General features: G+C 70.6%; 21 protein-coding genes. 9 read left to right on the plus strand and 12 right to left on the minus strand.

Going from position 1 to position 22,704, the window contains the following annotated elements; genetic code table 11:
* Positions 1-8: 8 nt before the first annotated feature.
* Complete coding sequence (locus tag OHA21_RS51750) at positions 9-362, plus strand: PepSY domain-containing protein (protein WP_328468428.1); 354 nt, start codon at positions 9-11, stop codon at positions 360-362.
* 100 nt (positions 363-462) lie between these two features.
* Here OHA21_RS51750 and OHA21_RS51755 read toward each other — a convergent pair whose 3' ends face one another.
* The 4 genes from OHA21_RS51755 to OHA21_RS51770 form a co-directional block, all read right to left on the minus strand.
* Complete coding sequence (locus OHA21_RS51755; protein ID WP_328468430.1) at positions 463-1,083, minus strand: TetR/AcrR family transcriptional regulator; 621 nt, start codon at positions 1,081-1,083, stop codon at positions 463-465.
* A gap of 70 nt (positions 1,084-1,153) precedes the next feature.
* Positions 1,154-2,119: an alpha/beta fold hydrolase gene (locus OHA21_RS51760; protein WP_328468432.1), complete on the minus strand. Its 966-nt coding sequence runs from the start codon at positions 2,117-2,119 to the stop codon at positions 1,154-1,156.
* 126 nt (positions 2,120-2,245) lie between these two features.
* Positions 2,246-3,607, minus strand: coding sequence for a sensor histidine kinase (locus OHA21_RS51765; protein WP_328468434.1), 1,362 nt, complete (start codon positions 3,605-3,607; stop codon positions 2,246-2,248).
* On the minus strand, positions 3,604-4,284 hold the full coding sequence (locus tag OHA21_RS51770) for a response regulator transcription factor (RefSeq protein ID WP_328468436.1): 681 nt from the start codon (positions 4,282-4,284) through the stop codon (positions 3,604-3,606). The genes OHA21_RS51765 and OHA21_RS51770 overlap by 4 nt, the downstream gene beginning before the upstream one ends.
* Positions 4,285-4,386: 102 nt before the next feature.
* On the opposite strand from OHA21_RS51770, the gene OHA21_RS51775 reads away from it, so the two are divergent.
* On the plus strand, positions 4,387-4,833 hold the full coding sequence (locus OHA21_RS51775; RefSeq protein WP_328468438.1) for a hypothetical protein: 447 nt from the start codon (positions 4,387-4,389) through the stop codon (positions 4,831-4,833).
* A 16-nt stretch (positions 4,834-4,849) separates the two neighbouring features.
* Here OHA21_RS51775 and OHA21_RS51780 read toward each other — a convergent pair whose 3' ends face one another.
* The 7 genes from OHA21_RS51780 to OHA21_RS51810 form a co-directional block, all read right to left on the minus strand.
* On the minus strand, positions 4,850-5,845 hold the full coding sequence (locus OHA21_RS51780; RefSeq protein ID WP_328468440.1) for a glycoside hydrolase family 26 protein: 996 nt from the start codon (positions 5,843-5,845) through the stop codon (positions 4,850-4,852).
* A gap of 12 nt (positions 5,846-5,857) precedes the next feature.
* Positions 5,858-7,954 carry a cellulase family glycosylhydrolase gene (locus tag OHA21_RS51785; RefSeq protein ID WP_328468442.1) on the minus strand — a complete coding sequence of 699 codons (2,097 nt, stop codon included), beginning with the start codon at positions 7,952-7,954 and terminating at the stop codon, positions 5,858-5,860.
* Positions 7,951-10,344, minus strand: coding sequence for a glycoside hydrolase family 2 protein (locus tag OHA21_RS51790; protein WP_328468444.1), 2,394 nt, complete (start codon positions 10,342-10,344; stop codon positions 7,951-7,953). Before OHA21_RS51790 ends, OHA21_RS51785 begins: the two co-directional genes overlap by 4 nt.
* Positions 10,341-11,153 carry a carbohydrate ABC transporter permease gene (locus OHA21_RS51795; RefSeq protein ID WP_328468445.1) on the minus strand — a complete coding sequence of 271 codons (813 nt, stop codon included), beginning with the start codon at positions 11,151-11,153 and terminating at the stop codon, positions 10,341-10,343. Before OHA21_RS51795 ends, OHA21_RS51790 begins: the two co-directional genes overlap by 4 nt.
* Positions 11,150-12,076, minus strand: a complete 927-nt coding sequence (locus OHA21_RS51800; RefSeq protein WP_328468447.1) for a carbohydrate ABC transporter permease — start codon at positions 12,074-12,076, stop codon at positions 11,150-11,152. The genes OHA21_RS51795 and OHA21_RS51800 overlap by 4 nt, the downstream gene beginning before the upstream one ends.
* Entirely contained in the window at positions 12,073-13,383 is a 1,311-nt protein-coding gene (locus OHA21_RS51805) for an ABC transporter substrate-binding protein (protein WP_328468449.1), read from the minus strand. Before OHA21_RS51805 ends, OHA21_RS51800 begins: the two co-directional genes overlap by 4 nt.
* Positions 13,384-13,540: 157 nt before the next feature.
* Positions 13,541-14,374 (minus strand): LacI family DNA-binding transcriptional regulator, encoded by an 834-nt coding sequence (locus tag OHA21_RS51810; RefSeq protein ID WP_328468451.1) that lies wholly within the window; start codon positions 14,372-14,374, stop codon positions 13,541-13,543.
* A 57-nt stretch (positions 14,375-14,431) separates the two neighbouring features.
* Between OHA21_RS51810 and OHA21_RS51815 the strand changes: the two genes are divergently transcribed.
* From OHA21_RS51815 to OHA21_RS51845, 7 genes are all read left to right on the plus strand, one after another.
* Positions 14,432-15,583: an ROK family transcriptional regulator gene (locus OHA21_RS51815; protein ID WP_328468453.1), complete on the plus strand. Its 1,152-nt coding sequence runs from the start codon at positions 14,432-14,434 to the stop codon at positions 15,581-15,583.
* 420 nt (positions 15,584-16,003) lie between these two features.
* Positions 16,004-17,173, plus strand: coding sequence for an NYN domain-containing protein (locus OHA21_RS51820; protein ID WP_328468455.1), 1,170 nt, complete (start codon positions 16,004-16,006; stop codon positions 17,171-17,173).
* A 43-nt stretch (positions 17,174-17,216) separates the two neighbouring features.
* On the plus strand, positions 17,217-17,837 hold the full coding sequence (locus tag OHA21_RS51825; RefSeq protein WP_328468457.1) for an ABC transporter substrate-binding protein: 621 nt from the start codon (positions 17,217-17,219) through the stop codon (positions 17,835-17,837).
* Positions 17,834-18,226: an ABC transporter substrate-binding protein gene (locus OHA21_RS51830; protein WP_328479071.1), complete on the plus strand. Its 393-nt coding sequence runs from the start codon at positions 17,834-17,836 to the stop codon at positions 18,224-18,226. Before OHA21_RS51825 ends, OHA21_RS51830 begins: the two co-directional genes overlap by 4 nt.
* Before the next feature lie 26 nt (positions 18,227-18,252).
* Positions 18,253-19,248 carry a FecCD family ABC transporter permease gene (locus OHA21_RS51835; RefSeq protein WP_328468459.1) on the plus strand — a complete coding sequence of 332 codons (996 nt, stop codon included), beginning with the start codon at positions 18,253-18,255 and terminating at the stop codon, positions 19,246-19,248.
* Position 19,249: 1 nt separating this feature from the next.
* A complete protein-coding gene (locus tag OHA21_RS51840; RefSeq protein ID WP_328468461.1) occupies positions 19,250-20,281 on the plus strand; it encodes a FecCD family ABC transporter permease in 1,032 nt (343 codons plus the stop codon).
* Positions 20,278-21,057 carry an ABC transporter ATP-binding protein gene (locus tag OHA21_RS51845; RefSeq protein WP_328468463.1) on the plus strand — a complete coding sequence of 260 codons (780 nt, stop codon included), beginning with the start codon at positions 20,278-20,280 and terminating at the stop codon, positions 21,055-21,057. The genes OHA21_RS51840 and OHA21_RS51845 overlap by 4 nt, the downstream gene beginning before the upstream one ends.
* 1,132 nt (positions 21,058-22,189) lie before the next feature.
* On the opposite strand, the gene OHA21_RS51850 is transcribed toward OHA21_RS51845, so the two are convergent.
* Positions 22,190-22,675, minus strand: a complete 486-nt coding sequence (locus OHA21_RS51850) for a VOC family protein (protein WP_328468465.1) — start codon at positions 22,673-22,675, stop codon at positions 22,190-22,192.
* Positions 22,676-22,704 lie beyond the last annotated feature (29 nt).

Consider the following 22,704-nt stretch of genomic DNA (forward strand, 5'->3'; position numbering starts at 1 on the left):
CGATCGCGGTGCACGCGGCCGGCGGCGGGCGGGCGGTGAAGGTCGAGCGCGACACCGAGCATGGGCGCCAGGTCTGGGACGTGGAGGTCCAGAACGGCAGCGTCGAGCACGACATCGACGTGGACGTGACGACCGGCGAGGTGCTGCGGCACAAGCGCGACGACGACAGCGACGACCGGCGCGGCGGCGACGACCGCAGCGGCAGCGATGACAGCGACGACCGCAGCGGCAGCGACGACAACGGCGGGGACCGGCACGGCGGCAGCGACGATGACGACGACAACGGCGGCGACCGGCACGGCGGCCGGGACGACGACGATGACGACGACAAGGGCGGCGACCGGCACGGTGACGACGACTGAATAAAGACGGCGACTGATAAAGGCGGCGGCTGAATGACGACGGCGGCTGAGTAGAAGCAGCGGAGACCAGGGGCGCCGGGCGAAAGCCCGGCGCCCTCACCTATGAGCTCCCAGCGCTGCGCCGCACCACATCGACCAGCGCACCCGCCGCCGCAGCCGCGTCGAAGGCCGAATCCTGCCGTGATTCAGCGATCAGAGCGTCGATCGCGCCGCCGATCATGATGGCGAGGACCCGGGAGTCGACGTCACGGCGATAAGCCCGGGTCTCCTTGGCCGCGTCGATCAGCGCAGCCAAGGCCCGCCAGCGCGAAGGCGAACCGGGCCGGTCCGGGATCGCAGTGTCGTGGTCGTCGTCGAGCGCCTCCACGATGACCCGCACATGGTCCGGGTGCGCGGCAAGGTGGCCGATGAGACCGCGGATGTACGCCTCGACCGCCTCCGCCGGCCCCGCAGCCTGCTCGACCAGCGCACCGACATGCGCGGTGAGCTGCGAGATCACCTCCTGATAGGCGGCCCGGACCAGGGCCGCCTTCGACGCGAAGTGGTAGAGCACCGCAGCCTTGGTGACCCCGGCCGCGTCGGCGATGCGCTGCAGGGAGCAGCCCGCGTACCCGTGTTCGGCGATCACCTTGATGGTCAGCCCGACGAACTGGGCACGGCGGGCCTGCTCGGTGAAGGTGAGCGGCCGCCCGTCCCGGGTGGCGCGCGACGTGCTCGGCATGCTGCTCCCGCGAATAAGGTTGGCGTCAGGAAGACGGCCGGGTCAGGGTGACGTCAGGAAAGCGGCTAGGTCAGGGCGGCGTCAGGAAAGCGGCCACGTCGGCCGCGATCCGGTCGGGCTGTTCGCCGTTGACGGCGTGTGAGGCGCCGTCGTATGTCAGTACCGTACGGTGCCGCAGCGCCGACGACGCGGTTCGCTCGGCCTCCCGCGAGTCGTGCATGACGGAGTCGCCGGCGAGGATGACCAGCACCGGCACGTCGATGGCGCGAAGCTGGTCCGTCTCGAACCGGGCCGGGGCCGGGCGCTTGATCGCGTAGTTGCGCATCCCGGACTCGACGAGATCGGCGAGCGGCGTGTCCTCGACCGGCGCGCCGCCCGCGGTCCAGCTGTTGAAACTGTCGCGCCAGCTCTTCGGCAGCCATCGCACCGACGCCGGCAGCGACCGGACGATCAGCTCGAGGGGCAGGTCGGCGAAGGTGACGGCCGGGTCGATCAGGATCAGCCCGGCGACCTTCTCGGGGCGGTGCACGACCAGGTTGGTCGCGGTCCAGCCGCCGAAGGACATGCCGACCAGGTGGAACTCCTTCTCGGGCAGCTGCTGCAGCAGTTGGTGCAGCCAGTCGGCCTGCTCGCGGTGGTTCTCGATGGGCCGTTCCTGGATGCTGGCGCCCGGCTCGCCGAGCAGGTCGACGGTGTAGACGGTGCGCAGCCGCAGCAGCGACGGCAGGTTGTCGGCCCACATCGGTGCGGACGCTGCCCATCCGGGCAGCAGCATCAGCGGCGCCGCGTCCGGCGCCGCGCCGGTGAACCGGTAGACCCGCACCAGGCCGTAGGTGGTGCGGACGTCCAGTGTGGCCGCGGGTTGTGGCAGGTCGGTCATGGCTTTCTCGTACGCGGAGACGAAGTGGTCACGACCCTGCGCGGAGGTGAAGTGGCCGACCGGAGCGCTGCCACGGGTGAGGAAGCCTGCGAGGAACAGCAGGAGTGCGGTGATCACGCCGCCGGCGATCATCAGGCGGGGATGGTTCGTCTTCACGGAAGCTCCTCTCGCCGAGGTGGTACTTACCGTTCGGTTAGTAGTCTAACCGATAGGTAAGCCCGGACGCCGGCGTCGGGGCCTCGAGTGGCACTCAGGCCGCCGTGGGAGAGCGGGGACTTTTCGTCACGCGTACTGGGAAGGCAGTTCAAGCCGGACCACCGCACCGCCGGACGGGCCCGCGCTGATCTCGAAAGCGGAAGCGACCTTGCGGGCGATGTCGAGGCCGAGGCCGGTCGAGTCGCCGCCGGAGGCGCCGCGGCGAGCTGCCGAGGCCGGAAATCCGGGCCCCTCATCAGCGACAGTGAGGACGGCGCCGGGCAGGGCGGCGCCGGGCAGAGCAGCGCCAGGCAGGACGGCGCCGGGCCGGGCGGCGCCGGGCAGGGCGGCGCCGGGCAGGACGGCACCGGGCCGGGCGGCGTCGCCGGGAAGCGCGGCGAGCGTGACCGAAAGCGCCGTGCCGTCCGGAGTATGGGCGAAGACGTTGCCGAGCAGAGCGTCCAGCGCGGCCGCGAGGTCGTCGGCAGCGACCGCGACCGGCAGCGGAGCATCCGGGACGCTGCGGTGGATCTCGCGGCCGGTGTCCTCGGCGAGGACCGCCCAGAACGCCACCCGGTCCCGGACCACGGCCGCCGCGTCGCATCCGGCCGGGACCGCCGGCGTCGTCGTATCCCGGCGGCGAGCCTGCTGGATGACCGCGGTGACCGCGCGGGCCAGCTGGTCGGCGGCCGCGGCCACCCGGGCCGATTCGTCCGGATCGCGCAGCGATTCCGCTTCCAGGCGCAGCGCGGTCAGCGGGGTGCGCAGCCGGTGCGAGAGGTCGGCGATCTGTTCGCGTTCGGCGGCCAGCAGTTCCTGGATGCGGCCGGCCAGATGGTTCAGGGCGCCGGCCACTTCGCGCAGCTCAGGCGGCCCGGCGGGCGCGGCGCGGGCGGCCAGGTCGGCGCCGGCGAGGCGGTGTGAGACCTCGGACAGCTCGGTGATCGGCTTCGTGATGGCGCGCGCCAGGCGGTCGGCGACGAACAGGCCGAGCAGGACCAGCGCCAGCCCGAGCGCGGCCAGGGTGAGCCAGGCACGGCTCACCCCGCGGTTGATCTCGGCGTCGGTGACCAGCGTGCGCACGACCGTGGTGCCGTTCGCGCCGATCACCGGCACCGCCAGCTCCTGACCACCGTCGGTGACCACGGTGAGCGCCTGGCCGCGGGCGGCGGCCAGGCGGACCGCGGGGGTGGGCGCGGCGGGCGCGCCGAGCACGGTTCCATCGGGGAGGAAGACCGTCACCGGTACGGGTTGAGCCGTCACCGTCAGCCGCAGCACAGTCACGTCGCCGGACCCGACGAGCGGCACGATGGTCTGCACGACGTCGTCGGCGCGGCTCAGCGCCCGGTCCGCGGCGACCTGCCGGACCAGCACCGCCATCGGGATCAGGAACGCCAGCAGCACGAGCAGGGTGGTGCCGCCGACCAGCAGTGTCAGTCGCTGTCTCACGCCGGCTCGCTCAGCCGGACCCCGACACCTCGGACGGTGTGCAGGTAGCGCGGCTCCTGCGCGGTCTCGCCGAGTTTGCGGCGCAGCCAGGACAGGTGCACGTCGACGGTCTTGTCGGCGCCGCCGTACGGGACCTGCCACACCTCGCTGAGCAGTTCCCGTTTCGTCACCACCTGCCCGGCGCGCTGGGCCAGGTGGTGCAGCAGGTCGAACTCGCGGGGGCTCAGCTCGACCTCGGCGCCGTCCAGCGTGACCGTGCGGGCCGCGGCGTCGATGCGCAGCCCGCCGATCGTGAGGTCCGCCGTGGTCTCGGTGTCGGCGCCGCGGCGCAGCACCGCGCGGATCCGGGCGTCGAGTTGAGCGGCGGTGAACGGTTTCACCACGTAGTCGTCGGCGCCGGCGTCGAGCAGCCGGACCATCTCGGTCTCCTCGTCGCGGGCGGTCGCCACGATCACCGGCACTCGGCTGACCGCGCGCAGCATCCGCAACAGCTCGCGACCGTCCAGGTCGGGCAGGCCCAGGTCCAGGACGATCAGGTCGGGGCGTTCGGCGAGAGCGGTCTGCAGGCCCTCCATCGCCGCGCCGGCCGCGGCCACCGCGTGCCCGCGTTCGCGCAGAGCCCGCAGCAGGGTGTTCCGGATCGCCGGGTCGTCCTCGATCAACAGCAGTCGCGCCACGGCTGCACGGTATCCGCCCGGAGGGCCTGATCAGTGGGTTCTTAACCTTCCCTTATCCGTGCCGGGTGCTCCCCTTAGCGTCGCCGCGCCCATAGTGGGGGTGTGCGACTCTTCGACCGACGTTTCCTGTTGCTCGCCGCGGGCTGGCTGTTCGCCGCGGTCCTCGCCGTGCTGGTCGGGGTGGTGGGGATCGGCCTGGTCGGCGCGGACCTGACCACCCGGCAGGGCGGCGCGCCGGTCAGCCAGGAGCAGGTCGAGCGGGAACTGGAAGCCATCGGCCCGGCGCCCACCTCCCCCTCGGCCTCGCCGTCCCCATCGGTCTCGTCCTCCGGGAACCCGACGAGCCGCTCGTTCCCGACTCGCGGCGGAACCGTGGTCGCCGACTGCGAGCGCATCCTGTCGATGTCCCCCGCGCAGGGTTTCGCGGTGCACGAGCAGGACGACGACGAGGGCGAGTTCCGCTCGGTCGAGGACAACGACGTCCGGGTCGACGTGGACCTGACGTGCGAGGCCGGGGTGCCGCAGATCCTCGTGCAGGAGGAGAGCTGAGACACCCCGGCTCCGGTCAGAACCGCACTTCGCCCTGGTTGAGCACGCGCGGGTGGAAGTACGCCGCCTGGATCTCGGCGTTGCTGTTGCTGCCGCGCAGTTGCTCGGACCACACCATGAAGTACGCCCACCGCGGCTGCGACGTGAGCAGCGAGGCGTTCGGCACCTTGCCCATCTCGGCGATCGCGATCGGCTTGCCGGCCGCGATCGACTGCATCTGCTGGTAGTCACCGGACGACGGGTGGTTCTTGTACCAGACGTCGAGGGATACGACGTCGGCGTAGTTCGCGCCCGGGTAGTACGACGACCAGCCGCCGGACGGGTTGTCCTGGACGTTCCACACCCAGATCAGGTTGGTCAAACCCTGGCTGTCGAAGTAGTCCTTCATCTGCTGGTAGATCTTGGCGCCGCCGTTGGCGCCGGGCCGGCCGCCCCACCAGTTCCAGGTCTCGTTCATCTCGTGGAAAGGCCGCCACAGCACCGGGATCCCGGCGTCACGCAGCTGCCGCAGGTAGGGCACGACCGCCGCCATCCGGCTGCGCCACGTGGTGTTCAGCGCGGTGCCGCCGGTGACGATCTGCTGGAACTGGGCGTCGGTGATCCGGGTCTTGACGCCGCCGTCGAACTCGCAAGTGGCCGGCCCGGTCGGGGTGCAGGCGTGCCAGGTCAGGGCGACCAGCGAGCCGTTGGCCCATTCCTGCTTGGCCTGGTCGACGACCCGCTGCCGGTTGGCCTGGTCGGTGGCGCGGAACATCATCTCGCCGCCCCACAGGCCGGGCCACTGCCCGGTGACCGCGTTGACCTGGGCGGTGTACGCGCCGGGAGCGCCGGCCGGTTCCTTGTTGTGCTGCCCCGACACGATCGACGTGCCGCTGATCGACCGCAGATAGTTCAGCACGGTCGTCTTGTTCGTCGCGGGGAAGGCGGATGCGGAGGGAGCGAACTGGATCATCGCGGCGGCGCCGAGCGCCAGTGCCGCCCCGATGACCAGCGGGGGACGGGGGATCTTCACGAATACCTCCTTCTAGGGGTACGCGATGACGTCGTCCACGACGAGCCGGGCGGGTTCCGAGCCCCCGGTGTAGAAGGAGAGCTGGGTGACCGCACGCAGATCGAGTGGGCCGGACGGAGCCCACGGCGGCTGCCGGAACGCGTCAAAGGGGATGGTGACCGTGCCGGAGGCGTCATTCGGGAGGGTGTGCTCCCAGTAGGCGCCGCCGGCCACGAACTGGATGCTGACCGTCGTCGTGCCGGACGGCCGTTGCAGGTTGAGCCGCAGGCCCTTCTGGCCCCACAGGTCCTTCGCCGGGAAGGTGCGGGTGACCCCGGCGTAGCCCGGCCCGCTCGGGTCGGCGTCCAGCTGCATCGACTGACCCTGAGCCTGGCCGGGGACCAGGGTCAGCGTGACCGCTCCGCCGCCCGGGTTGCGGACGTACGCGGCGGTCAGTTCGGGGGAGCCGGGGTAGCTCTCGAAGTCGTCGAGGACGACCGGCTCGGTGGGCAGGGCCCGGGTGGTGAAGGCGGCGACCGCCGACGGCGTGCTGCCCTTGCCGTTGATGGCGGTGACCCGCCAGTGGTAGGTGGTGCCCGGTTCCAGGGCGGTGACGGGGGTGTGGCTCGTGCCGATGAGGCCGGTGGCGGTGAGAATCGGGTCGCTGAGGTCGGCGTTGCGGGAAACGGTCAGGTCGTAGAGGCCGGCTCCGGCGGCGGCGCTCCAGGTGAACGTCCACGGCCCGTCCGCGGGCGGGGACGTCAGGGCCGGCGCGGCCGGTGGTCCGGTCACGGGCGCCGAGTCGGTCGCGCCGTGGGTGGGGCGAGGCAGCGACTTGCGGCCGTCCGCGGTGACGACGCGATACCAGGTGTCGCCGCGGGTCGCGGAGTCGGTCCACGGGGTCTGGTTGCCGGTGAGCAGGCCGGTGTGCGCGGCGGTCCACGGCCCGAGTGGGGTGCGCGCTTTCTGGACCCGGTAGCCGGTTGCCCCGGCGGCACCCCGCCACTGCACGACGTTGAGACCGGCCCGCTTGGCGACCCCGGTGATCAGCGGTGGAGTCGAGGCCTGCTGCGGCTTGGCGCCGAGGGCGCGGGCGTACCCGACCTGGGCCTGCACCGCCGCGGTCATCCGCGGATCGTCGCCGGGGTAGTGGAAGGTGAACCCGTCGTCGTGCTGCACGAACCCGTGGTCGTCGGCGTGCCCGAACAGCGACCACGACATCATGCCGTTGACCTGCTTGTTCGGCACGAGCGGGTCGAGCAGCTCGGCGCCGGCCGCAGTCGACGCGTACTCGCCGGCGATGTACACCTTGCCGGCTGCCGCGACCGTGGCAGCGTCCGCGGCGACCTTGGCCGCGGTCGGCGGGTAGTAGTGCACGTCCACGATGTCGACCGCGGAGGCCCCGAGGGTGTCCGGGTCGATGTCGAAGCGCCGGCCCGCGGCGATCAGCTGCCGCGGCGCCCACGACTTGAACAACGACGCGTTCGTGTCGATCCACTCAGGCGTCATGCCTTCGAGCTCGTTGCCGAGTTCCCACGCCATGATCGTCGGGTCGTCGGTGTAACGCTTGCCGGTGAGCGGGTTGACCCGCTTCATGACGGCCCGGACGTAGCGCTGGTAATCGGCGATGACCCGCGGATCGGTATAGAACGCCTCGTCCGGCAGCCCGTACGGCTTGGTGAAGTCGGCGTGCCCGCCGTGGTAGTACGCCCAGTTGTCAGTGAGGGGCAGGACCAGTTTGATGCCCAGCTTCCCGGCATACGCGATGGCATAGTCGACGGTCCGGAACGCTTCCTCGTTGAGCGGCCCGGTGGTGGACGGCAGGATCGTCAACGGATGCCCGGACGACGCCAGCATGTGCGAGCGGACCACGGTCAGGCCCATGGCCCGCGCGGTGTCGAGGGCGTCGCGGATCCGGAACCGGGTGGGATAGTCGATGCCGCCGACGTTCTCGTCGAGGCCGAGCCAGTAGATGTTGGTCCCGGCGAACCGGAACGGCTTGCCGTCCAGCTTCAGCGCGCTGCCGTCCCGGGTGACGAACCGGGACGAGCCGGTTGCGGAGGCAGGGGTGCCGGCCATCGTGGTCAGCAGGAGCGCGGCCAGCGCGCCGCCGATCAGTCTGCGGATCATTTCCCGGCTCCGTCCCGCAGGACCGACGCCAGGTCGGTCAGCACCCAGGGGTCCTTGACCGAGCCGGGGTCCAGCTCGATCGGGGCTCGCACGTGCAGGACCGTCGACTCGCCCGGCAGCAGCGTGAAGAAGCCCTGGTCGACGACCGCCTCCGGGTGGATGCGGTCGGGCTGCAGGAGCACGTCGCGGGCCACTCCGGCGGCGTGCACGGTGACGTCCAGGCCGCCTTCCACCTGGTCGGCGGAGACGGTCAGGCCGGGGTCATCAATGGAGTGATCGGTGGCGAACCAGAAGGCCTGCTGGTCGTCGAGGCGGGCCACGACCAGGTCGCCGTCCGGCACCAGGATGTGCTGGACCGAGCGGGGCGCGACCTCGACCCGTTCGATGATCGAGTACTTCACGACGCCCGCGGTGTCACGCCGCTCGACCCGCAGGGCTCCGGTCCACGGCGAAGAGTGGTCGTTGAGCACGGCCACCACCAGGCCGCCGTCGCGCGGTTGAATGGTCAGCGCGCGGTCCGCGTACATCTCCCGCAGTGCGAAATAGAGCGGCTTGTGCCGCCCGGCGCCGTCGATCGCAGCCCAGGACGTGACCGGCCAGAGGTCGTTGAGCTGCCAGACGATGGTGCCGGCGGTGTGCGGCCAGTGCGAGCGCCAGTGCTCCACCCCGGTACGCACCGCGCGCACCTGGTTGAGCTGGGTCAGATAGTGCCAGGCCTCGGTGGTGGACGGCTCGGGGAAGTGCGGCGCGAGCCCGCGGGCCAGCTTGCCGTTGCCGTCCTCGGCCTTCTGGTGGTGCAGCACGCCGGGCGAGTCCGGCAGCATCGGCTCGTCGCTGATCGCGTCACGCAGCGTGCGCCACGCCGGCGGCGCCTGCCAGCCGAACTCGGCGACGAACCGCGGCTTCGAGTCGCGATAGTGCAGGTAGTCCTGCCGGTTCCACACCTCCCACGAGTGAAACGTCTGGTGGTCCGGATCGTTCGGCTCGTGCTCCCACGACCCCGACCAGGGGCTGCCCGCCTGATAGGGCCGGGTCGGGTCGAGCTCCGCCACGATCTCCGGCAGGGTCGTCAAATAGAACCCCTCGCCCCAGCTGAGGTCGCCACCGGGATCGTCGGCCCAGCCGTGCGCGCCGCGCAGCCACAGGTTCTCGTTGTTGCCGTTCCAGGTGATCAGGCTCGGGTGCGGCGACAGCCGGGTCACGTTGTCCCGGGCCTCGGCGACCACCTCCGAGTACAGCGGCTCCTCCTCCGGGTAGCACGCGCACGCGAACAGGAAGTCCTGCCACACCAGCAGACCGAGCTCGTCGCAGACCTCGTAGAAGGCGCGATCCTCGTAGATGCCGCCGCCCCACACCCGGATAAGGTTGATCCCGGCGTCGGCGGCCTCCCGCAGCCGCCGCTCGTAGCGTTCCCGGGTCATCCGGGACGGGAAGATGTCGTCCGGGATCCAGTTGACGCCCTTGACCAGGACCGGCTCGCCGTTCACATGGATGACGAAGCGGGTGCCGGCCTCGTCCGGGGTGCGGTCGATGTGCACGCTGCGGAAACCGGTCCGCCGCTCCCAGCGGTCCAGCTCCCGGTCGCCGTCGAGCAGCACCACGGTCAGCTCGTACAGCGCCGGGTCGCCGTAGCCGCGCGGCGACCACGGGGTCACGCCGGGCACGGCGAGCTCGGCGCGAACCGCGGTCTGGTCCGTCGCGAGATCCAGCACGGCGATCTCGCGGCCGTCCAACCGGACCTGCGCTTTCAGCGCGCGGTCCCGGGTGCGCTCGATCTCGACGGTCAGGTCCAGCCTTCCGGCGTTTTCGGCGTACGTGCAGAGCGGGCGCACAACGTCGAGCCGGGCGGTGCTCCAGCCCTCCAGGCGCACCGGTCGCCAGATGCCGGCCGTCACCAGTGTCGGTCCCCAGTCCCACCCGAAGCTGCACGCCATCTTCCGGATGAACTGAAACGGCTCCGGGTACGCGTTGGGCCGCGGCCCGACCAGCGCCTTCACCCGTTCGGCTTCGGTGTACGCCGAGGTGAAGTGGACCTTGAGCGGGGTGCGGCCGGCAATCCGGTCGGTCACGTCGAACCGGTAGGTCCGGTGCATGTTGCGGGTCTCGCCGATCACCTCGCCGCCCAACTCGACGCGGGCCACCGTGTCCAGTCCTTCGAAGACCAGATCGACACGCTCGTGGTGCGGGCCGTCCCAGCTGATCTCGCGGCCGTAGCTCCAGTCCTGCCGGCCCACCCACGCCACCGCGAGTTCGTTGTCGTCCTGGAACGGGTCCGGGATGCGACCGGCGGCGAGCAGATCGGTGTGCACACAGCCGGGCACCGTGGCGGGGGCGGCGACACCGTCGCCGTGCAGCTCCCAGGAGCCGGACAGATCTTCCACATGGGTCATTTCGTCGCTCCCGCGGTGATGCCGTTGTAGATGAAGCGCTGCAGCAACAGGAAGATCACGACGGTCGGGAGGATGACGATCATGGTGCAGGCGGCGATCGTCTCCCACTGCGCGCCGTACGGACCCTTGAAGCGGAACAGCGCTGTCGAGATCACGCTCAGATCGGGTGAGCGCAGGTAGAGGAAGGGGATGTAGAACTCGTTGTAGATTGCGATGCCCTTGATGATCGCCACGGTCGCGATCGCCGGTTTCATCAACGGCAGGATGATCCGCCGGTAGACGGTGAACCGGGTCGCGCCGTCGATCATCGCGGCCTGGTCGAGGCTGGGCGGGATCGACTGCATGAACTGGATGAAGATGTAGATCGAGATGATGTCGGTGCCGAGGAACAGCACGATCGCCGAGCCCGGGGTGTTGACCAGGCCCATCGACTTGACGATCTGGTAGGTGGCTACCTGGGTGGTGACGCCGGGGACCAGGGCCGCGACCAGGAACAGGCCGAGGACCAGGCGCTTGAACGGGAAGTCGAAACGGCTCACGGCGTACGCCGCCAGGGTGCCGACCAGGATCGTGCCGGTCAGCGAGATCGCCAGGATCACCGTGGTGTTCCAGAAGCCGAGCAGCATCCGGCCCTCGGTGAAGGCGGTGACGAAGTTGTCGAAGTTGAACCAGTTCCGCGGCGGGGTGAGCGGCCCGGTGGTGCTGTATTCCGAGCGGGTCTTGAAGGCCGCGAAGAACACCACGGTCAGCGGCAGCAGCACGACGATCGAGGCGACGATCAGGGACGCGTACTTGGCGGCGCTCTTCACGAGAGGCTGACCTCCTCGTCGGGGACGAGGCGGCGCTGGATCCAGGTCACCAGCAGCACGATCAGCAGCAGCACGACGGCCATCGCCGACGCCAGGCCGATCTGCCGGAACTGGAACGCGGTCTCGTACGCCTGCACCACGAAGGTGCGGGTGCCGTTCGCGCCGCCGGTCATGATGAACGGGATCTCGAAGACCGACAGGCTGCCGGAGATCGCCAGGATGAAGGAGAGGCTGATGATCCGGCGGATGCCGGGGACGATGATGTGCCACACCTGGTCCCACCGGCTCGCCCCGTCGATCTCGGCGGCCTCGTAGATCTCGCCCGGGATGGACTGGATGGCGCCGAGGAACAGCACGAAGCTGAGCCCGGTGAACCGCCACACCGAGGTGCCGGCCAGGGAGATGTTGGCGATGTCCGGGTCGCCGAGCCAGTACCGGGTCTGATCGCCCAGCCCGATCCAGCGCAACACCGTGTCGAGGGTGCCGTCCGGCTGGAACAGGTAGAGGAAGACGAACCCGACCGCGACCCCGTTGAGCAGGTACGGGAAGAACAGGATGCCTTTGAACAGGTTCCGGAACCGGGTGTTGAACGACAGGATCACCGCGAAGTACAGGGCGATCGCGATCTGGGCGAACGACGCGACGAAGTAGTAGAGGCTGATCAGGAAGACCCGCCAGTACCGCTCGTCGGTGAAGACCCGCACGTAGTTGTCCAGCCCGACCGGGTCCATCGTGACGTCCAGGCCGTCCCAGCTGTGGAAGCTGTAGAACACCATGTTGCCGACCGGGACGTAGGTGAAGGTGATCAGCAGGCCGAGCGCCGGCGCCAGGTACAGCCAGGGCAGCCATCGCCTGCGCCGGGCGGCCGGCCGGGCCGGCGCCGGCTGCACCGCCGCCGGCCGTCGCTGCATGGTGGTGGTCACTGCATGACCTGCGACTGTGCGGCGCTCCACCGCTTGTTCAGCTCGGCGAAGTAGGACTCCTTGTCGCCCTTGGCGGCGCCGCGGGCGATGTCGACCAGCTTCTGCCGGTAGATGTTGCCGGCCAGGTCGATCTCGGACGCCTTGATGATCTCGTCCTCCTTGCCGCTGTTCGTGGTGGCGGCCGGCAGCTCCATCAGCTCGACGCCGGTGGCCTCGAAGTCCTTGAGCACGGCGGGCAGCTCCTGGCCGACCGCGGACGGGATGGCCTGCTGGTCGGCGGCGAAGCCGGACTCGTTGACGAACCACTCCAGCCAGGCCTTGGCGGTGGCCTTGTTCTCGCTGGTCTTGCTGACCGCGGCCTTGTAGTCGCCCTCGATCCGGGCGTGGAACTTGCCGCCGGTCTGGTACGGGAACGGCCAGAACACGATGTCGTCCGGGTTGGCGTTCGCGGCCTTCGCGGCGTCCTTCATCTGCGGCACCGCCCACGAGCCGAGCAGCATGGTGGCCACCTTGCCGGTGCCCATCATCGGCTTGGAGCCCTCCCAGTTCGTGGTGAGCGGGTCCGGCTCGCTGAGCTTGTTGTGCACGATGTCGAAGAGCAGGCCGTCGGTGATGTGCTGGATCTTCCCGGGCTGCCACGGGTTCGCATCGGTCGGGAACCTCTCGTTGGCGTTCGGGTCGCCGAGGATCGCCCGCTGGCTGTTGAAGAAGCTCAGCGGCCAGCCGTCCTTGTAGTTCGTGTAGAACGGGATCGCCTCGGTCTTCGTGTCGATCGCCTTGAGCCCGGCGAGGAACTCCTCGGTCGTCTTCGGCGGTGCGGTGATCCCGGCCTGCTCCCAGACCCGCTTGTTGACCACGAAGCCGTTCGCGACGCCGCCCAGCGACAGGCCGTAGACCTTGCCGTCGTACGCCTTCTCGTCGACGAACCGGTACTTCGTCTTGAGCTCGTCGACGGTGCCGAGCGGCTCGAAGAACTGGCCGAGCTGGTCGACCGCCACCGTGTTCGGGATGAGCAGCACGTCGCCGTACTCGCCGGAGCTGAGCTGGGTGGTGACGTCGCCCTCGTAGTTCGTCACCGCCTCGAAGGAGACCTTGGTGCCGGGGTATTTGGCCTCGAACTTCTTGGCGTACTCCGGCAGGGCGGTGGTGGCCAGGTCGGTCCGGTTGGTCAGGACCGTGATGTTGCCCTTGACGTCACCGGCGAAGTCGCCGGTCGGCGCCTCCTCGGTCGCGCCGCCGGTGCAGCCGGTCGCCAGGACCAGCACGGCCGCCGCGCCGAAGCCGAGGAACGTCCTTCTATCTGCCATGTCGATCATCCGTTCGTCACTGAATCGATCCGAGCGGATGCGGGGCCGCCCGTTGAGGGCCCAGCATGGTGCCCCTGTTGCGATGACGTCAAGTTTAAATTAATAATTTATGTAGTCCGAGAGCGTGTGGAATCGAGGCCGGGGAGGTGCTGTGAGATCAGGTGCTGGCGCGCGCCACGATGTGCGCCGAGGGCGCCTCGTAGACCGCCGCCGGTTCGCCGGCCAGGGCGGCCAACAGCGCCTGCGCGGCCAGCTCGCCGATGCGCTCCACGTCGTGGCTCATCGCCGACAGAGCGGGCACCGCGAGCTGGCACTGCGGCGAATCGTCCCAGGCCACCATCGACACGTCGGCCGGAACGCGCAGCCCGCACTCGGCGGCCGCGGCCAGGCCACCGAGCGCCATCACGTCGTTGTCGAAGACGATCGCGGTCGGCCGCTGCGGCTTACGGTCGAGCAGTGCGAGGGCGGCGGCGCGGCCTCCCTCGTACGAATAATCGCCCTCGGCCATCAGCGGCGTCATGCCGCGCTCGGCGGCCTCCGCCTGCAGACCGCCGCGCCGCAGTTGGGTGTGCGCGAACCCGGGCGGACCGGTCACGTGGCCGATCACCCGGTGCCCGAGCCCGGCCAGGAAACCGACCGCCTCCCGAGCGAAACCGGCATCGTCGGTCCACACCGTCGGCAGGCCCTGCGCGGTCGACGGATCGCCGATCACCACCGCCGTCAGCCCGAGGCTCTCCACCAGCGCGACCCGGTCGTCGTCCGGGCCCAGGTCCACCAGGATCACCCCGTCCACCCGCTGCTGCGCCGCCCACCGCTCGTAGGTCGCGGTCTCCGCCTCCCGGTCGGTGACCACCTGCACGAGCACCGAGACTCCCGACGGCGTGAGCACGCGTTCCAGGCCCTCCAGGAACTCGTGGTAATACGGCTCCTCGCCGAGCACCTGCGCAGCCCGCGCCAGCACCAACCCGACCCGCCGGGGCGCCTGAGTCACCTGTTCCTCCAGGTAGGGTGTCGCTTGTCCATTACGAGACCCGGAGACACTACCTCGATGGCACGTCGCGAAACGCCCGCCGCCGGACCCGGCAGCCGGGCACTCATCGTCGACGTCATCCGCTCCGCCGCGGCGATCAGCCGGGTCGAGCTCGCCGACCTGACCGGGCTCACCCAGCCGTCGATCTCCAACATCGTCCGCGACCTGATCGCCGACGGCATCATCCACGAGATCGGCTCGGCCGACTCGATCCGCGGCAAACCGCGCAAGCTGATCGCGATCAAGCCGGCCAACCGGTTCGGCATCGGCTTCCACCTCGGCCCGGACACCGTGACCTGCGTGGCCGTCGACCTGACCGGCGGCGTGGTCGGCCGCGAGGTGGTGCCGCGCCAGCCGGTGGACCGGCTCGCCGGGCAGTTCGACGACTTCACCGCCGGCCTCGACCTGCCCCGCGGCCGGATCGAAGGGCTGGCGATCGTCGCGCCCACGCCGTACCCGGGTGGTCCCGAAACGCCGGGCGAACTGCACGCGCTGCGGACCGAACTGGCCGAGCGGATCGGCCTGCCGGTGATGGTGGAGAACGACGCGGCCGCCGCCGCACTCGGCGAGTTCTGGAGCCGGCGGGTCTCCCGTGAGCAGGCCTTCGGCTGCGTCTACCTGGGCACCGGCATCGGCGCCGGCTTCGTCTTCGGCGGCGCCCTGTTCCGCGGCGCCAGCTTCGACGCCGGCGAACTCGGCCACATGTCCATCGACTACGACGGCCGGCCCTGCCCATGCGGCAACCGCGGCTGCGTCGAACGCTACGCCTCGATGGCCGCCGTCGTCGCCGACGCTCAGGTCCCCATGGATGCCGGCGCCACCGTTTCCAGCGCGTACGACGCGGTGGCCCGGGCCGCGGTCAACGGCGACACCGCCGCATTCGAGCTGCTCGACCGCGCCGCCGGCCACCTGGCCGTCGCGGTCACCTCGATGGTCAACCTCCTCGACCTGGGCCGCATCGTGCTCACCGGCCCCGGCGCCGCCCTCGCCGGCTCCATCTACGCCCGGCGGGTGCGCGCCCACCTGGAACGCGCCGCCCACTCCCGGCAGCGCCACCCGGTCCTGGTCGAGCTATCCGCCCAGCCCCGCGACGCCGCCAGCATCGGCGCCGCCTCCCTGGTCGTCCAGGCGTCGGTGGCCCCGGGCCACACTCCCGGCCCGTCTCGCTAGAACGCTGCCCGCGATCGTGGGCCACCCCCGGGTCTTGCAGCCGCAGCGCCGCGCGAACCCCACGCCCACCCCAGCCGTCACCCGCGCTGGCAGTCAGCCGGAGATGCCTGGCTGGCTGTCACGGCTGTTTCGGTGGGCGGGAAGCGACCCTGAGCGCCAGCCGGGTTTGGCTGGCTGGCTTTCAGGGCTGTTTCGGTGGACGGAAACGACCTGAGCCAGCCGGAGCGTGGGTAGCGGCGGCGGGCCGGTTGATGCTGCCTGGCGAGCGGACGGACTTGCGCGGAATGACGCTGCTGGGCGGCCTTACTCCCTCGGGGGAGGGAGGCGGATGGCTCGGCGGCGGGATCCGGCTGTGCAGTCGGACGGCGATGCTCGGTCACGTCGAGCAACCGGGACGGAGGCAGGGCCATGGTCAGGTGGATGGTGCGTTGGCCGACCTGGGCGGGGTATGCGGCGGCCGCATGGTCACTGCTCTACGGCCTACTCGGGTGGTACTGGGCGGCCGGCGGTGACGGCTTCCCGTTCGCCCGGGTGCACGAGGATCGCGCGTCAGGGTCGCTGCTCGAAGGCAGCCGCGTTGAGGTCGTTGCCCCGATCATGGCGGCGGTCGGGCTGCTCGGCGCGGTCGTCGCACTAGCGATGGCTAGGGGGTGGGCCCGCGGTCGCGGATCGGCTGCGTTGATCGGCTTCGGCTGGGTCATGGCGGCCGTGCTGACCCTGATCATCCCGGACTACACCATGATCGCGCTGGTGGCGTTCGCACCATTGCTGCTGGTGTTCGCCTTCACCGGCGTGCCGGGCCCGCAGGACGGCATCGGCGACATCCTCTACTGGCACCGCGTCAACCTGATCATCGTGTTCGCCGGGGGTCTGCTGTGGGCGGCGACCACTCTCGTCTACCAACGGCGGATGCGGGGCGCCTGCCGGCACTGCGGCCGCCGGCACAGCATGGGCAGCGGTGGCACGGGCGGCGGCGGCACGGGCCTGTCCCGGGAGACCCTGCTGCGGTGGGGTCGCGTGGCGGTCGCGGTCGCCGTGCTGGCGCCCCTGCCGTACGAGGTCACCCGGCTCTCCTGGTATCTAGGCCATCCTCTCGGCATCAGCCCGGAATTCCTGCGGATGATGCAGGACACGCCCGGCATGCTCGAGGTGGGACTGGGCTGCGCCATCGCGTCCATCGTGGGCGGTGTGCTCACGCACGGCCTGGTCAGCCGGTGGGGCGAGGTCTACCCCCGCTGGATCTGGTGGAAGCGGGGAAGGCCGGTGCCCGCAGCGCTCGCCGTCGTCCCGGCGTCGATCGTCGCCGTCACCATCATCCCGGCCGGGCTGATGACGGTGTGGACCCCCGAGACCCGCACCAGCTGGGCTCTCTGGGTTCCCAGCCTGTTCTGGCTGGCGTGGGGCGCGGGACTCGGCGCCGCCACGATCGCCTACTACCTGCGCCGGCGCGGCGAGTGCCGGCACTGCACGCCTGCCGACCATCGAGAACAGACGATCATCGCCAGTGCGTGTTCGCAAGGCTGGTCGCCCGGCCACCGATCTGACCGCGGGGCTGGTCGCGTCTGGTCAAACCGGGATGCCTATGGTTAGCCTGGCCTAACTAAGCGCACCCTAAATTCGAACGGACCCATACATGCGCGCCTGGCGTACGGTTCTGGCTGTCACGGCGTTGAGCGTCGTGCTCGCCGGTTGCGGCTCCACCGATTCCCCCGACGAAACCGCCGCCGCCGCGGCCGGGCCCTGGTCGTTCACCGACGGGTCCGGCGAGGTGGTCAAGGCGGACAAGACACCGAGCCGGATCATCGCGCACGCCGGTGAGGCGGCAGCGCTGATGTCCTTCGGCATCAAGCCGGTCGGTATCTACGCCGACGAGTCGGTCAAGACCGACCCCAACCTGAAGAGCCTGGACCTCACCGGGATCGAGATCCTCGGCGAGGAGTGGGGCAAGATCGACGTGGAGAAGGCCGCGGCGCTGCGGCCGGACCTGATCGTCGCCGACTGGTGGCCCGCGGAGAAGGCGCACAGCGGCCTCGAGGAGGGCGTCGACGAGAAGAGCAAGAAGCTCGCCGAGCTCGCCCCGGTGGTCGGCGCGACCCAGGGCAAGTCGATCCTGCAGCTGGCCGAGGGGTACGAGGATCTCGCACAGAGCCTCGGCGCCAAGGTGGACGACCCGCAGATCGCCGAGCGAACAAGAAGCGCTTCGAGGAGTCGGTCACCAAGTTCAAGGCGGCGGTCGCCGCCAAGCCCGGCCTGACCGTCGGCGCGATGTCCCCGGCCGACGACAAGGTCTACTTCGCCAACCCGGTGTACGCGCCGGAGCTGCTCGACTTCCAGAGCTTCGGCCTCAAGGTGATCAACCCGGACGCTCCGGACAAGGGCTTCCCGTACTGGGAGAACCTCAGCTGGGAGAACGCCGACAAGTACCAGCCCGACCTGATCCTGTGGGACGGCCGCAGCTACACCGAGACCGCCAACGCCGAGTGGGGCAAGAAGCAGCCCACCTGGTTCAAGATCAAGGCGGCCGAGAAGGGTGCTGTGGTGGCGTGGCCGGCGTTCTGGCTGCACACGTACGGTGACTTCGCCACCGAGCTGGACAAGCTCACCACCGCGGTGCAGGCCGCGGACGAGAACATCGGCTCCTAGTGAACCTACTGGCACAACGGCGAGCCGTGGCCCTCGGGCCGGGGCTCGTCGTTCTCGGTGCGGTCCTCGCACTCGTCGCCTTCCTCAGCATCACCCAGGGCTCGCGGTCGATCGGTTTCACCGAGGTGCTGCGCGCCCTGGGCAGCATGGACGCCGACGGGTCGATCGGCAGCATCATCACCCTGGAGATGCGCGTCCCGCGTACGCTGCTCGGCATTTTGGTCGGAGCTGCGCTCGGCGTAGCCGGCGCCATCCTGCAAGGCGTGACCCGCAACCCCCTCGCCGACGCCGGGATCATGGGCATCAACTCGGGCGCGGCCGTCTTCGTGGTCACCGCCATCACCGTGCTCGGCCTGCGTGGCGTCAACGTGTACATCTGGTTCGCCTTCGCCGGGGCGATCGCCGCCCTGGTGCTGGTGTACGCCATCGCCTCCCTCGGCCGCGAGGGCGCCACCCCGGTGAAGCTCGCGCTGGCCGGCGCCGCCGTCACCGCCGGCTTCGGCTCGCTGACCACCGGCATCGTGATGACCAACGTCGACGCCCTCAACGAGCTGCGGTTCTGGCAGGTCGGCTCGCTCGCCGGCCGGTACGCGCCGATCCTGATGGGGGTGGCGCCGTTCCTGATCGCCGGGCTGATCGCGTCGCTCGCCTTCGGCCGCAGCCTCAACGGGCTGGCCCTCGGCGAGGACGTCGCCCGCGGCCTCGGGCAGAACGTCGGCCGTACCCGCCTCGCCGCCTTCGGCGTGGTCGCGCTGCTCGCCGGCGGCGCCACCGCGGCCTGCGGGCCGATCATCTTCGTCGGGCTGGTCGTGCCGCACCTCGCCCGGCTGCTGTGCGGTCCGGACTACCGGTGGATCCTGCCGTACTCCATGCTGCTCTCCCCGATCATCCTGCTGCTCGCCGACGTGGTCGGCCGGGTCGTCGCCGTACCGGACGAACTGCAGGTCGGCGTGGTCCTCGGCCTGCTGGGCGCGCCGGTATTCGTCGGCATCGTCCGCTACGGCCGGCTGTCGGAGGCATGAGATGACCACCGCGGTTCTCCTGCGCACCACCCGGCGCCGCCGCACCACCCGCGCGCTGAGCGTGACCGTCGCCCTGGCCTGCGTCGCGGCCGCCCTGTTCGTGCTCACGATGATGGTCGGCAGTTTCCGGCTCACCGCGATCGAGGTGATCGCTTCGGTGCTGCATCTGCGCGACGACCCGAGCGTCGACTTCGTGGTCCGCGGCCTTCGCCTGCCGACCGCCATCTCCGCGCTCACCGTCGGCCTCGCCCTCGGCGCCTCCGGAACGATCTTCCAGCAGCTGCTGCGCAACCCGCTGGCCTCACCGGACTTCGTCGGCATCACCGCCGGCGCGAGCCTCGCCGCGGTGTTCGGGATCGTGCTGCTGCAGGCCGGCGGGCTCGTCGTCAGCGGGCTGGCCCTCGGCGGCGCGCTGCTCGCCGCCCTGCTCATGTATGTGCTCGCCTGGCGCGACGGGGTCAGCGGCTACCGGTTCATCCTGATCGGCATCGGCGTCGCCGTGTTCTTCGAAGGCCTGACCGGGTACGTGCTGACCCGCGCCCAGCTGTTCGAGGCCCGGCAGGCGATGCACTGGCTGACCGGCTCGGTCGGCCAGGCCAGCGGCGACGAACTGCGGCTCCTGTCGGTCGCGCTGATCGTCCTGCTGCCCCTCGCGGTGCTGCTGCAACGGCAACTGCGGGCGCTCGAGCTGGGCGATGACACGGCCCGGGCCCTGGGTACGCGTACCGAGCTCGCCCGAGCCGGCCTGCTCTCCGTCGCGGTCGTCCTGGTCGCCCTGGCCGTCGCGGTGGCCGGCCCGATCATCTTCGTCGCCCTGGTCGCCGGCCCGATCGCGAACCGGCTGCTCGGCCCGGCCGGCGGCGGCATCCTGGCAGCCGCGCTGGCCGGCGCGGCCCTGCTGCTCACCGCCGACCTCGTCGCCGTCCACCTGCTGCCCACCCCGCTGCCCACCGGCGTGGTCACCGGTGCGGTCGGCGCCCCCTATCTGCTGTGGCTGCTCGCCACCACGAACCGGCAAGGAGCGGGCGGATGACCCGACTGCGGGCCGAGGGCCTCACCCTCGGATACGACGAGAAACCCATCGTTGCGGGCCTCGACCTCACCGTCCTCGACGGCAAGGTCACCGCGATCGTCGGCGCCAACGCCTGCGGCAAGTCCACCCTGCTGCGCGGACTGGCCCGGCTGCTCACCCCGCGCGAAGGCTCGGTCTACCTGGACGGCGCCTCGATCGCCGAGATGAGCACCCTCGACGTCGCGAAGGTGCTCGGCCTGCTGCCGCAGAGCCCCGTCGCCCCCGACGGGATCACCGTCGCCGACCTGGTCTCCCGCGGCCGCTACCCGCATCAGGGCTGGTTCCGCCGCTGGAACGAGCGCGACCACGACGCGGTGTCCCGGGCGCTGGACGCCACCGGCACCGCCGACCTGGTGGACCGCCCGATCCGGCAGCTGTCCGGCGGTCAGCGGCAGCGGGTGTGGGTGGCGATGGCGCTGGCCCAGGAGACCGATCTGCTGCTGCTCGACGAGCCGACCACGTTCCTCGACATCGCACACCAGGTCGACCTGCTGCGGCTGCTGCGCAAACTGAACGCCGAGTCCGGCAAGACGGTCGTGGTCGTACTGCACGACCTCAACCTGGCCTGCCGCTTCTGCGACCACATCATCGCCATGGCCGATGGCGCGATCGTCGCCGAGGGCCCACCCAGCGAGGTCATCACGGCCGAGCTGGTCGAGAAGGTCTTCGGCTTGACCTGCGTCGTCGTCCCCGACCCGGTCGCCGGCACCCCGATGCTGGTCCCCGCCGCCGACTGAAGACCTTCCCGGGTCAGGGTCTGCTTTCCGGTTCCGGCTTTTTCGGGGTACGGGCTACGCCGTCCCGCCGAAGCCGTGTCCGTCCCGCCGTGCCACGCGATCCAGGCCTCGCGTCCCGGCCCCGACGCGACCGCCGGGCTCACCCTGATCGTCTCGCTCACCCCGCCGCCTCCCGGCCGGCTCCGAGCGCTGCCCCGGCCGGCTCCGAGCGCTGCCCCGGCCGGCTCTGAGCGCTGTCCCGGCCGGCTCTGAGCGCTGTCCCGGCCGGCTCTGAGCGCTGTCCCGGCCGGCTCCGAGGGCTGCCCCGGCCGGCTCCGAGCTCTGCCTCCGCCCGTGCAAGCCGCTTCCCACGCCCCAGCCGGAAAGCCAGAACCGGCGCTGGAGCGGGTGACGTCGCCAGCGGGCGGCTGAGGCGGCATTTCCGACCTGGTCGATCACCGGGCCCTGCGGCAGCGCTGTTCCACCGCCAAGCAGGCAGCACTGGTGTGCGGCCCAGTGATCGAACAGGCTCGAAAAGCGGCTTCGGCCGCGCGTCCGCGCTGTCTGCCGCCGACCGGCCGGATGCCGGCCGGTGGTCGGTGGCTGCGGTTCGAGCGTGACCAGCAGGATGAGCCCGTGGTCGCGCCGGCTGCCGCGTCCTGGCAGCCACCTCGTGCGGAGCAGCGAGAACGGTCGGCCGTGCGCTGGTGCAGCGTTACCGTCCGGCAGGAAGCGCTGGTGGCGGTGCGCGATCGAACCGGCCGAAATAGCAGCCTCAGCCGCGCGTTGGCGCTGCCACCAGCTGATGTGCTTTCGGTCCGGTTTCTCGGGGTCGGCCTACGCCGTCATGCCGGAGTCGTGCCCGGTCTGCCGTGCCACTGCTCCAGGCATGTGGTTGCGGCTCTCGGCGCAAGCGCCGGGCTCAGGTAGCCGGTCAGGCCGAAGGCAACCCTCTGTGCGTCGTTTCAGCTGATCACCCGCCGAGCGGCTGTCGTTCAAGCGTGACCAGCTGGGTGAGCCCGGCGCCCGCGCCGGCTGCCGTGCCCCCGCTGCCGGCTCGCGCGGAGAGACGGGAACGGGCACGATTCGGCGGGGCGGCGTGGCGCGTACCCCGAAGGAGCGGGACCGGTAAGCGGACCTCGACCCGGCAGGCTCACCGGCGGCGGCGCATCTCGGCGTCGAAGGACTGCTGGGCGTAGCGCATGGTCGCCAGCTCGGCCGGGTCGGTGAAACGCTGCCGCATGGTGTCCTCGTCGACGTCCTCGAGGTGGGTCTGGATCCACCAGATGTTGCCGACCGGGTCCTTGATGCGGCCGCCGCGGTCGCCGACGATGCCGGAGGTGCGCACCTCGGTCACCAGCGTGGCGCCCGCGTCGAGGGCTCGGGCCACCATTTTGTCGGCGTCGTCCACGTAGACACTGAGGAAGGCCGGGGTGTCCGGCCACTCCGGCCGGGAGTCGAAGACCATGAGCACCGACTCGCCGACGCGGATCTCCGCGTGGCCGATGGTGCCGTCTTCGTTGTGCACCCGCATGGCCTTGCCGGTGGCGAACACGGTCTCGACGAACTCGAGGAAGCGCTCGGCGCCCTTGGCCGCGATGTACGGGGTGACCGTGGACTTGCCGCCGGGGATTCGCATCAGGACCTCCGCTTGGCGTGTGGAGACAC

Source organism: Actinoplanes sp. NBC_00393, assembly GCF_036053395.1.
GTDB lineage: Bacteria > Actinomycetota > Actinomycetes > Mycobacteriales > Micromonosporaceae > Actinoplanes.